The organism is Paenibacillus sp. PL91, assembly GCF_012935325.2.
Classification (GTDB): Bacteria; Bacillota; Bacilli; order Paenibacillales; family Paenibacillaceae; genus Pristimantibacillus.
This window is the reverse complement of the sequence record NZ_JABBYG020000020.1, coordinates 1-12,151: the sequence shown is the minus strand read 5'-3', so window position 1 is coordinate 12,151 and position 12,151 is coordinate 1. Positions and strand designations below refer to the sequence as shown.

Annotated in this window: 7 protein-coding genes; 6 read left to right on the top strand and 1 reads right to left on the bottom strand. The window is 45.0% G+C overall.

From position 1 onward, the window contains the following. Positions 1-36: 36 nt before the first annotated feature. The 5 genes from HI950_RS29345 (at position 37) to HI950_RS29325 (ending at position 9,476) form a co-directional block, all read left to right on the top strand. Positions 37-603, top strand: a complete 567-nt coding sequence (locus HI950_RS29345; protein ID WP_169089346.1) for a sugar O-acetyltransferase — start codon at positions 37-39, stop codon at positions 601-603. A 450-nt stretch (positions 604-1,053) separates the two neighbouring features. Next, positions 1,054-7,443, top strand: a complete 6,390-nt coding sequence (locus tag HI950_RS29340) for a phosphodiester glycosidase family protein (RefSeq protein WP_169089348.1) — start codon at positions 1,054-1,056, stop codon at positions 7,441-7,443. Between the two features lie 697 nt (positions 7,444-8,140). Next, positions 8,141-8,623, top strand: a complete 483-nt coding sequence (locus HI950_RS29335) for a hypothetical protein (RefSeq protein ID WP_169089350.1) — start codon at positions 8,141-8,143, stop codon at positions 8,621-8,623. Between the two features lie 129 nt (positions 8,624-8,752). After that, positions 8,753-9,037, top strand: coding sequence for a pentapeptide repeat-containing protein (locus tag HI950_RS37170; RefSeq protein WP_169089352.1), 285 nt, complete (start codon positions 8,753-8,755; stop codon positions 9,035-9,037). A gap of 154 nt (positions 9,038-9,191) precedes the next feature. Then, the gene (locus HI950_RS29325; RefSeq protein WP_169089364.1) at positions 9,192-9,476 is read left to right on the top strand and encodes a hypothetical protein; all 285 of its coding nucleotides are present in this window, start codon (positions 9,192-9,194) and stop codon (positions 9,474-9,476) included. Between the two features lie 171 nt (positions 9,477-9,647). On the opposite strand, the gene HI950_RS29320 is transcribed toward HI950_RS29325, so the two are convergent. Next, positions 9,648-10,313, bottom strand: coding sequence for a TetR/AcrR family transcriptional regulator (locus tag HI950_RS29320; RefSeq protein WP_114495293.1), 666 nt, complete (start codon positions 10,311-10,313; stop codon positions 9,648-9,650). 158 nt (positions 10,314-10,471) lie between these two features. Between HI950_RS29320 and HI950_RS29315 the strand changes: the two genes are divergently transcribed. After that, the gene (locus HI950_RS29315; RefSeq protein WP_169089354.1) at positions 10,472-11,425 is read left to right on the top strand and encodes an aldo/keto reductase; all 954 of its coding nucleotides are present in this window, start codon (positions 10,472-10,474) and stop codon (positions 11,423-11,425) included. Positions 11,426-12,151 lie beyond the last annotated feature (726 nt).

Here is a 12,151-nt window from a genome sequence, read left to right as displayed (position 1 = left end):
ACTTTATTTCATGATGAGAGAGGATCGGGTTTATAAATGAAAACAGAAAAACAAAAGATGCTGGATGGAGAGCTATATAAGGCTTGGGATCCCGAACTGACACGTGAGCGGGCAAATGCTAGACGGATGACGCGCATGTACAACCAGACTACCGAAATCGATGATGAAAATCGAGTACGGATACTTAAAGACCTGCTAGGATCAACAGGAACTAACTTTGGTATGGAGCCGAACATCCGTTTTGACTATGGTTACAACATTCATGTTGGTGAGAACTTCTATGCAAACTTTGACTGTACCATTCTTGATGTGTGCGAGGTTCGGATTGGCGATAACTGTATGTTCGGACCCGGTGTACACATATATACGGCCACACACCCTGTGGATCCATATGAAAGAAACAAGGGACCAGAGTATGGCAAGCCAGTAACGATTGGTAACAATGTATGGGTAGGCGGACGAGCTGTTATTAATCCAGGTGTAACTATTGGCAATAATGTTGTTATCGCATCTGGAGCTGTGGTGACTAAAGACATTCCGGAAAACATGATTGTTGGTGGTAATCCAGCGAAAGTGATAAAAGAAATCGAACCCAAATCATAATGATTCAGCAAAAAGGATTGACACACTTATCTGCAGTTACTGGAGAGGAATTACGACGGGCCTTCAAACGTATAAAACAAACGGTGCCAAAGCACTAGGAGGGGCTCCGTTATATGTATTGGATGGAAAGTACATTCGAGAAGAGCCAAATGGAAATAAAATCATAAGGGTCGTAGAGTCGGAACCCTCAAAGAATGCAAGTACTAGTAATTTGGTCTATTCCAACAAAAAGGCTGGCTTACTGATGGTCAGCAGGGTACTAGAGGTTGGACGCATATCTTCAATGTATTAAAAGAGCACTCCTATATTATAAGAGTGCTCTTTTTAGTTTATATTCCCTTCACAATCTCTTAACCCCACACTAACACCCCCCTCACACTTTTTCATTAAGATTACTCCTTAATGTTGTCCTCGTAAAGGACGGCGAAATTTCACTAGGAGGAATTGAATGTGAAGAAGTACCTAAGAAAAACGAACGCATTTATCATCTTTGCTCTATTAATCTCGTTACTTCAGCCGGCATTAATCGTTAATGCGGCTATTACAGAGCTTCCTACTACGGAATACGGCAAGGTCATCGACATTCGCCAGACGGAGCTAGCACCGGGAGCGGTGTATACTTGGATGGATATGGAAAATGAGCGAGGCTTGCAAAAAATACATACGGTAGCATTTGATCCGAAAAATCCGAATCTGGAGCTGCGTGCTGGCACCAAGGACGGAAAAGTGTATGGCATGAAGGGCGTGACCGAAATGGCAGCTCATGCGGATGCGCCGGGCAGCCGCGTCATTGCCGGAATTAACGGCGATTTCTATGAAATTAGCGGCTTTGCGACAGGTGTGCCGAACGGTCTGTTTATGGATGAGGGCCGAATTCTTAATAGCTCTATTTCCTCGTATGCTTTTGGCCTGAAAGCGGATGGTTCTTCAATTTATGGCGCTCCAAAGCTGACGAAGACGGTCACGATCGGCGGGGTGACAACCAATCTGACGAGCATTAACCGTTACCGAGACACAAACCAACTAGTCCTCTACACAGCGGATTATAATACCACAACTAAGTCGACGAATCTGGGCGATGAGGTTGTACTAGATATCATAGAAGGAGACGTGAAAAGCGGGCAGACGATGAAGCTGAAGGTAGCCGAGCTCCGCAAGGATCAAGGGGATACGGCGATTACTCAAGGCCAAGTAGTTTTATCCGCCTCCGGCACATCGCGAGCAGTCGTAGCAGGGCTTCAGGTTGGTGATGAGATGGCTGCCAGCTTTGCACTTGATGGTGAGTGGGCTCAAGTATCGGTTGCTATTGGCGGCCAAGGCCCTCTTGTGAAGGACGGCGTTCCGCAGCTAAATGTAGGACCAGCAGGTGTACATCCTCGTACCGCAATCGGGACGAAGGCGGATGGAAGCATTGTCCTCTTCGAAATCGATGGAAGGGCTCCGGGCTTTAGCGAAGGCGTTGAAACCGATGAGCTTGCAAAAATGTTAAAGGATATAGGCGTCGTTAACGGCATGAACCTTGACGGCGGCGGATCATCTACGTTCGCAGCGAAGCTGCCGGGAACGAGCAAGGTTCAGATGTTGAACCAAGGCTCCGATGGCGGCGAGCGGAAGACAGGCAACGGCTTGCTGCTCATCAACAAAGCGCCTGAGCTTAATGCAGCTTCAAAGCTGGCGGTTCAGCCCAACGCGGAACGTATCTTGAAAGGCGCATCGTTCACCTTTAAAGCAGCAGGAATCGATGCTAATGGCCATCCGGCAGCTTACTCGGATACGCTCGCTTGGCAGGTTGATCCATCGCTCGGAACTGTGGATGCAAGCGGCGTATTTACGGCAGGTACGGCTTTCGCAACAGGCTTCGTTACGGCAGCAGCCGGTGCTGTGCAAGGTAAGGGTGAAATTGAGGTTGTCGATCAGCTTACGGCGCTTAAATTTCCGGATATCATTAAAACCTATAACTCAGGAGCGACGGCATCCTTATCGGTGAAGGCCTTGCGGAATGGTCAAACCGTTCAGGCAAATAATCGCAATTTTGAATGGCGCGTGGAAGGAAATATCGGGACTGTAGACGAGAACGGAGTATTCCAAGCTACGACGGAGAATGGGCAGCAAGGCAAAATCTTCGTAAAATACGGTAATGTAGAAACCTCGTTTGAGGTGAATGTCGGTCTTCCGCCTGTGCTGTTGGAGGATTTTGAGTCCGGATTAGACAAGTACATAGCATCTAGTGCTGCCGCAAACTACTCGAGAATCGTAGAGGTGACGGATCAGGACTATGTGAGAAGCGGGAATAAGGCGCTGAAGCTGGAGTATGATTTTATCGGCAAAACGGGAACCTCTGGCGCTTACTTAGCAGCCTCTTCTACACAAAATCGCATTCAAATTCCCGGTTATCCGGAGAAGCTCAGCATGTGGGTTTATGGGGACGGGAAGAAGCACTGGCTGCGCGCCCAGCTAAGGGACGGCAACAATGCCGCTATTCCTGTTGATTTTACGGATAATGTGAGCGGCGTGAATTGGACAGGGTGGAAGTACGTGGAGGTGGCTGTGCCAAAAGGGAAAGCAACACCTCTCACGATTGACATGCCTATCCGTTATATGGAAACCAGCAACGTCAAGAAGACGGACGGCGCGCTCTATATTGATGATATACGTGCCCTCTACGGACCGCTCGAAGAGGATACGACGCCACCTGTGTTCAAAGATATTTATCCTGCCGAGAATGCTGTTATTAAAACGGCAACGCCGACGATTGCGGTTCATGGCGAGGATACAGGCTATGATCCAGTGCAGCATCCCGGAACCACTTTAATCGATCCTGCTAAAACACGCGTATATGTGGATGACCAACTCGTAGGGCACGGCTTCCATCCACCAGCAGGCCTCATTACTTATAAATCGACCATTCCTCTTTCGGAAGGGCGTCACAAGGTGAAGGTGGCCATCCGCGACATGGCTGGCAATCAGACGATCAAAGAATGGTACTTCATGGTCAATCTGGGATCACCTTATTATGTTTACGATACGCCAAGCGAGGTTTATGCAGGCACGACAAATACTTTAAATATTCATGCAGAGAAAGCGAGCAAGCTGAAGGAAGGCCATATTGCATTTAAGTTTGATCCTGCAGCGATTAAAGATCTTCAAGTCATCCGCGGCAGCAAGGTGCAGGAGGGTCAGCTGGAGCCGGTGATTGACGAGGCGCAAGGTCTTGTTCGTTTAAATCTGTTTAATATTAATGAGGCTAGTCTTGTGGATGCCGATATCCTCGGACAAATTCAATACACGGTCCGGAATGATTATATCGGTCCGCTAACACTCGAGCAGACCGAGGTTGAAGTGACGAAGCCGTTAGTCATTGAAAATACTTCAGGCTCTGTCCTTTCTACGGAAGGCACAGGTACTCCAATCAGCTTTGTCGGCGCTGCGGCGCAAGCGACCGTTAAGACGCAGTTGAAGCTGAGCTGGGATCATTTTGCGATCGGAATGGGCTATGCCGCTTCCTTCAAAGTTGCTGAGGTGCAAGGCGGAGCAGCTGTCGAAGGTTCGAAGCTGCTGATCAATCAAGTCGAGGTCGCAGATACGAGCTCAAGCGCTAACGGTATGCTTACGACGACAGCAGCGACTCAGGCGGTAGGTACGTATAACGTGCAGGCGGTAAAAGGCAGTGCGTACAGTCCGGTCATGACGTTCAAGGTTGCACCGTATGCGGGAACGGCGGCGCCGCGCAACATGAATGTGACGATGGGAGCTGATCCTAACACATCGCGCCATTTTACTTGGCAGACTGACCCGCTTACGACGGATACGGTTGTTGAGCTGGTGAAGCAGTCGGATTTCACAAGTTTTGAGGATAACAACATAATTGAAATCGCAGGTACCAGCTCGATTTATAACACCAATAATGACGGAACGATGCGTGTTCATAAAGCGGAAGCCGATCAGCTAACGCCGGATACGATTTATGTGTACCGTGTTGGTGATGGCAAGACAAATGTAAGCAGCGAAGGAACCTTCCGAACAAGCGCAGCTGCAGGCGATACGATGAAATTCCTGTTCATTGGAGATTCGCAGGCAGACTCGAAAGCGGGCTTCGCGCTTTGGGGCAATACGTTAGAGGAAGCTTCGGCATACATGCCGGATGCGGAAATGCTCGTACATGCCGGAGACATCGTCGATAAAGGGTATGAGCAGGAGCAATGGGACTGGTGGTTTGAAGCCGCTCAGGACAAGCTGATGAATACGACGCTTGTTCCGATTATCGGGAACCACGAGGTCATGGGAACGAATGGTGCCGGCGATTACCTGGCTCAGTTTCATAATCCGCAAAACGGCGCTGCAAGCGTAAAAGGCTCGAACTTCTCCTTTGACGTTAAGGATACACATTTTGTCGTGATGAACACGGAAATGTCGAGCCAAATCTTCGATGAGCAGGCGCAATGGTTGGATGAGGATTTAGGGAAATCAGACAAAAAGTGGAAGGTCATCTTCTTTCATCAGGGGCCTTATGGAAGTATTTATGCAAATGAAAAGGTCCAGTCGACTTGGGTGCCGATCTTCGATAAGCATGGCGTAGATCTCGTCATGAACGGACACGACCATATTTATATGCGCTCCCACCCGATGAAGGGCGGAGAGAAAGTTGCCGAAGGACAAGGCACTCGATATGTAATAGGCGGCTCATCAGGTCCGAAGTTTTATGCATTAACAGAGCATTATTGGCAGGAGAAGATTTTTGACGAGGATGCTCAAATTTTTACCGCTGTTGATATTACTAAAGACGAGATTGTAGTTGTAGGCAGAACAGTGGACGGACGGGAGATTGACCGGTTTGCTATCGCTAAGGTGGAGCCGGAGACGGTTACGCTGGATCATACTTCCGCTGAGCTTGAAGCGGGTCAACCGATTACGCTGAAGGCAACCGTGCTGCCGGATCATGCGACCGAAAAAGAGCTGGTCTGGTCCGTTGTTCAATCGACGCCAGAGAATGCGGTAACGGTAAATGCAGAAGGAATGGTAACGGCGATGAAGCCAGGACAAGCCACAGTAAGAGCGACGGTTAGCGGTTACCCGGATATATTTGCCGAGAGCGAGATTACGGTTACGGACATGCTGCAAGGAGTAACGCTTCAAGGGAAAACGGCGCTTCAGATCGGCGCGGCGGATCAGACGGTTGCGGAAGCCGTGTATGGCTCAGGCAGGAAAAAGGTTATTCTGAGTGAACTTGCATTTGCCAGTTCGAATGAGGAAGTTGCTGCAATTAACGAAGCGGGTCTGGTTAGCGCGAAGAAGGAAGGAACGGCGGAAATATCCGTGACTTTCAAGGGCTTTAACGCAAAATACGAAGTAACGGTTACGGCTAATGAGCCGGAAGTCACGTTAAGCAAGGTGGAGTTGAGCGGCCTGAATGCGCAAATGAACCCAGGTCAGTCGGCTAATGCAAAGGTAACAGCGGTATACAGTGACGGCAGCTCAAGGGATGTGAGCGGGGAAGCTGAATTTAAGAGTAGCAGCCCCAATACCGTGGAGATTGTTGGTGGTAGCACCGTTAAGGCATTGCAAGCTGGTCTAGCAACGATAACGGCAAGCTATGGTGGCAAACAAACAGAGTTTGTCATAAACGTTACGGAGCCAGCAACGCCGACACCACCTCCAGTGACAACACCAACTCCAGTGCCAACGCCAACGCCAACGCCAACACCATCACCTGAGGTGCCTGGCGTGGTCAAAATAACCGATAAGCAGCTAACGGATAAAAACGCGGACGGCGAGGTTGTCATTGAAACGAATGGTCAGCTTAAAGAGTTAGTTTTACCAGGTCATACGGCTCAACTGCTTGCTGGCGCTCCGTTTAAAGTGGATGCTCAGAACCTCGCGATTAGCATCCCTGCGCAGGTGCTGGAAGATTTAACGAAGCTGCTTCCAGCAGATCAAGTGAGTAAAAGCACGATCTCGTTAACGGCAAAAGCAGCATCGAGCAATGAGTCTTCAGCTATATTAGTAAATGTGGGCAGCCAAGCCGGCGCACAATTGCGGATGGGTAGTGCTGAGCTTCTCGATTTCAGCTTGACGATGACGACGGAAGCGGGAGTAACGGTTACGGTAACCAAGTTTGATCAGCCTATCACCATCTCCTTTGCGGTAGATCCGCTGGCAGATGCAAGCTTGCTCGGCATCTACTATATTGCGGATGACGGCAAGCTGCAATATATAGGGGGCAAGTTGGTAAATGGAAGGCTGACGGCTGCAGTTAATCATTTTAGCAAGTATGCAGTATTAGAGTACAATAAATCGTTCATCGATCTGCCGCAAAGCCATTGGGCAGCCAAAGCGGTGAAAGAGCTCGCAGCCAAGCAGCTTATTCAAGGGGTATCCACTGAGCGCTTTAATCCAAGCGAAGCCATAACCCGCGCAGAGTTTGCAGCTATGCTTGTACGAGTACTTGGAATTACGGGTCAAGCCACACCTATGTTTACGGATGTGCCCGTAGCCAAGTGGTATGCAAACGAGGTAGCTCTTTCACAGCAAGCGGGGATCGTGAAAGGAGTCAGCGCAACTACATTTGCGCCTAATGCTTCGGTTACCCGTCAGGAAATGGCGGTAATGATCGTAAGAGCTTATGACTACGCAGTGAAGAAACAATCGGAGTTTGCGCTAAGCAATGTGCGCTTTACGGACACAGCCGCTGCTCCGGATTGGGCAAGAACGGCAATTTTAACGGCGATTGAGCTTGGACTCATGTATGGACGCACGAATGAGATTTTTGCTCCAATCGCTAATGGCTCAAGAGCGGAAAGTGCCCAGATGATTTTGAATTTAATTAACCGTATAAACGAATAACGATTACCTGTTCATTTAGGGGCTGCCCATCAAGTAGGATCATCTACTTAGGGGACAGCCCCTTCATATTGTTTTGATATTGCGAATATTGTATGCCAACATAAGCATGAATTTTTGAACTAGGTTTCGATTCAGAATCTCTTATAAACTGTCTGAAGCAGATGAAACAAGCGAATGCCGTGCAATTTTTACAATTTGAGATCCTGATGTAATCCCATTCTTATAGATCAACACAGATGAACTAGAGAATGGAATAGGTATATATCAGGGTTCTCAACCAAGAAAGCGTTAAACTAACGGGTAACAAGTTTGACAATCCCGATTTTTCCATGATGTCCTCGCGCTGATTCTTGTTACTGGAACAAGCGCAGCACAACAAGTTGAACTCTATTGGTTGAAAAATAGAAAATGAACTACTAAAAATCGAGACAATCATATTATGATTGTTATTGTTTTGATGGATAAACAAAAAACGTAGGATACGACTGGTATTAACTTTTAGTACTAAATGGAGAGTATTAGGATGATTCAAACTGCGAGGTGTTATTGAACAAACGGGTAACGATAGTTGAATAACAAACATTAATGAGCAGGCGCTGCGGCGGCCTGCTCATTGTATTAAGCTAACGGGCAGGTTAGCGTGGTGTATACACCGAATTAATGAAAAAAGAAAATGCCATTATGAACGGAGGGCGTTATGAGGTTTGAATATGAACTAACAGGTATTGGTTGGGCTGATGGTTGTATTGAAATGAACTCAAGTACATTTTACTTCGCATCCAGCTATATAACTGATGCTCTTAATGACATGTTAAAGGCACTAAATGCACTTATTCCAGAAGTCAGTTTATATCCTGTTTTAGAGACTCAATTTGAATGGAACGAGGAGCCTGGTGGAACCGTTTGGACATTAAGTAAGATTAATGATGATTCACTACGTGTACAAATTATGTCTTTTGAAGATTTACGGAACAAGAAAAAGCAAGTTATTGAAATAGATGAAACTGGTTCTATACTGGAATTTACAAGGGCAGTAGTTCAAGCACTGGACTTATTGTTAAAGCAACATGGACGGGAAGGTTACAAAGAAAAATGGATTAATTATGATTTCCCTATGGATAATTACTTGAAGCTAAAAGGTTTTAAATCGAAAAAGGATTACGCTAACGGAGAACTATAGCGTAACAATCAACAGGACGAGGCTGCCGACATGAAACGGCAGCCTCGTTGAGCTAACGGGCAGGTTACTTCGAAAGCCATGTAGAATTTTTACTGTATTAAGTTATTAAGGGGGAAGGTGTGGAGAGCAATGGAAAGAGATGTTACGAAAGACGAATTTTTAGATATGATTCAAAATGGTCAGAGATACTTTCACAAAATCTGCGTAGAAGTAGGCATTTATCATGGAGTTGACTTTTCGAGGATAACCTTCGATGAGTGTTTCTTCTCGGTTGATTTTGCGGGTTCTAATTTTGAAAACTCCACACTTATGAACTCTAATTTTAAAACGTGCGATTTCTCTAATTGTATTTTAAAGATGCAATCTTGGTTGGCAATTCACTCGATGGTGCAGAATTCAAAGGGGCGATTATAGAGGGTATTACCTTTTCGAATAATACATATCATTCGATAACCCTCACTGAGCGACATCTAGCTGACATGATATAATAAAAAAACATTGAGTTCACGAGAGACGCTAGTTCAAATACGTAATATCAAAGGGTGAATTGTTTAACCCAATGGGATGGATTCCTTTAGTAAACATAAGCAATGATGAAAAGATATGGGCTGGTGCCAAGTTAAGACTCTTTAATGTCGGATTAAATGTGGCTGATAAAAAGCAGGACTATTATGAATATCTTGTGTCGTATATCTACGATAATGAAGATTTTTTACAGCTTACTAATTTGTCTGAAGGGAAAGCCGGGAATATTCTGTGTGTGATTCCAAAAGACAAGCTCAACCACTACTCGCTTGGCAAATCGCTAAAAGAGATGGTGGGTCTGGATAACACTTACGTACTTTTTGAGTAGTCTTCATCCAAAGAGGATTACGCTAACGGGAAACGATAGTTTAATAAAGAAGAGAAGTCAGCTGGTCAGAGTGATCAGTTGCCTTTTTAAGCTAAAGGGCAGGTTAGTGAAGAACCCCCATTAATTTAATTTGGTGGGCCTCTTATCATTGTGGTATCGCGTTAGTGAATGTTAAAAAAGGTTTTTGGTCACTTTTTGAGTTAAATGTTCTATTTTCGGCATCAACACTTCATCATCAATTGCTGTCAGCTTTTCGGGCTTAAACAACTGAATCCTCTTTAATTGAAAATAATCATATAAAACTTGTTGAACCGTGAATTGATTGGTCATCAGAAATTTAACATCGAACATCCCTCTTAGAATTTCATCCTGCTTTATTAATAGCCTGCCGTTAAGTTGATTGAAAATCCCTTTTTGTTTACCTTCCTCAAAGAAAGCCAGTATCTTCTCTTCTCGCTCCTTCATAGCTTCATTAAAGCGATCAAATAAATCTGGGTAACTGGTTTCGAGGTCCTGAAGGATAATATCCGAGAAATAAACGACTAGAGATATGGTTTGTTCAAATATTTGCAAAAAACGAGTACCGAAACTTTGAACCGAATCCAAAGGGTTGTGAGTCAGTTCCTTCATGTATTCAATAAAACCATCTACGATGAACTCGACAATTTCTTCCTTGGTTGAGAAATACTTATATAAAGTCGCTCGGCTTATCTCCATTACTCTAGAAATTTCGTCCATCCGAACGGACTGAAGGCCATTTTTTCGTAAATAAGGAAGCAGCTTATTCATAAGCTTAGCTCGTGTTTCGTTTTTTTTATCTGATATCTGGCTATTCACATAAAGCCCCCCTTACTTTTATTATAACCTGAATTTCGCTTTCGGCACAAACACATTTTGCGGATTATACAGAAATGATTAAAAGTGTTTACTGTGTAAATGTCTTTATGCTAAGATGTAACTCGAAGCTAAAACATATAAAAAGCGAGGTAACTAAAATGAAAACGCAAAAACTCGGTCACAGCGATATCGTCGTTTCTTCTATCGGATTGGGTATGATGGGCATGTCCCCCGGCATATATGGCACCATTGATGATGAGGAGTCCATTAAAACCATTCATCGGGCGCTTGATCTCGGGGTAACTTTGCTTGATACTGCTGATACATATGGCAACGGCCATAATGAGGAGCTATTAGGAAAAGCGTTGAAGGGACGAAGAGAACAGGCAATTGTCGCTACCAAGTTTTCGTATGGTCCAAATTGGGAATTCATCGGAGGACACCCGGACTATGTAAAGAAAGCTATTGATGAAAGCCTTCGACGTCTTGGTCTCGATTATATCGACCTGTATTATCAACATGCGGTAGATCCTAATGTTCCAATTGAGGAGACAGTTGGTGCTATGGCTGACTTAGTTAAAGCAGGTAAAGTACGTTATCTTGGTCTTTCTAATGGCCTAAATGGATCAGTTATTAGTGCATCTACACTTCGTAAAGCGCATGAAGTACACCCTATTTCCGCAGTCCAATCGGAATACTCCATTTGGAGTCGGGAAATTGAAGAAGAAGCTCTACCTACCCTAAAAGAATTAGGAATCACACTTGTAGCTTACAGTCCTCTAAGCAGAGGCTTTATTACGGGGGAACGTCATATGAATGAGAACTTCCAAGCTGATGATATGCGCAATCTTTTTACACGTTACAAAGGTGAGAACTTCCAAAAGAATATTAACATCGTTGATAAACTAGCGGAAATCGCCAAAGAAAAGAACTGTACGGTACCTCAACTAGCAATAGCATGGACAGTAGTAAGAGGCACATTGCCGATTCCTGGTACGAAACGCCGTAAATATTTGGAGGATAATATCAAGGCACTTGATATTCATCTTACGTCTGATGATTTTGCCCGTATTGATGCTGTTAGTCCAAATGCGTTTGGTGGTCGTTATTAATAGTAGTATCCTGTTGCGGAATAATGCTAAATATAAATCCTAATCACAGCGGATGTTGATGTAGTGCAGATTACGATCGAAGTTTTAAAAGTAAGGGCGATTAAGCTAACTGGGAACGATAGTTGAATAACAAAAGGGCTGCCAGGTGGCAGCCCTTCGTCGTTAAGTTCAGTTTTTATCAAACTTTATTTTAAAAATACTTGATCTCCTTAGCGAAAAACCAAGGGTATGTAGCTTTAAAATTATCAAACTTTATTAGAAAGTTACAGTTAGACAACCGAAAAATGAAATGAAGGATTGAAAAGTAGGTTTTTTATCGAATATTAAGCGAACTTGAGTTGAACAAAAAGGGGTAGGCTACGGCAGCTGCTCCTTTCTTTATTAAGCTAACGGGCAGTTTTGCTGAATAGATCTGCTGAGTATGTGGAGCATCTGGCCTATCACGGTTGGTTGCGGACAAAAAAGATTAAAAATCGTAAGGTAAAGGAGAAATCCGGCAGATACGATTGCGATCAAAAACTACCCATGACGCACATGCGTCATGGGTAGTTTTTAATCATTTTCATACGTTCAGGAGGGGGCCGTGGTGAAATAGCGATGTCCTAATCACTTCGTTGGACAGCAGAGTTTTGTGTAAAAATGGCCACCGCCCGGGAACGGCCATTCTTCGTATACATTTCCGAACCGACTTACTTGACCGGCCCCATCCAGGTTGAAATCGTCTTC

Bases quoted from the DNA above. Each gene is read 5' to 3' on its own strand.
- HI950_RS29345 (WP_169089346.1), top strand. From the start codon at position 37: ATGAAAACAGAAAAACAAAAGATGCTGGATGGAGAGCTATATAAGGCT.
- HI950_RS29335 (WP_169089350.1), top strand. From the start codon at position 8,141: ATGAGGTTTGAATATGAACTAACAGGTATTGGTTGGGCTGATGGTTGT.
- HI950_RS37170 (WP_169089352.1), top strand. From the start codon at position 8,753: ATGGAAAGAGATGTTACGAAAGACGAATTTTTAGATATGATTCAAAAT.
- HI950_RS29315 (WP_169089354.1), top strand. From the start codon at position 10,472: ATGAAAACGCAAAAACTCGGTCACAGCGATATCGTCGTTTCTTCTATC.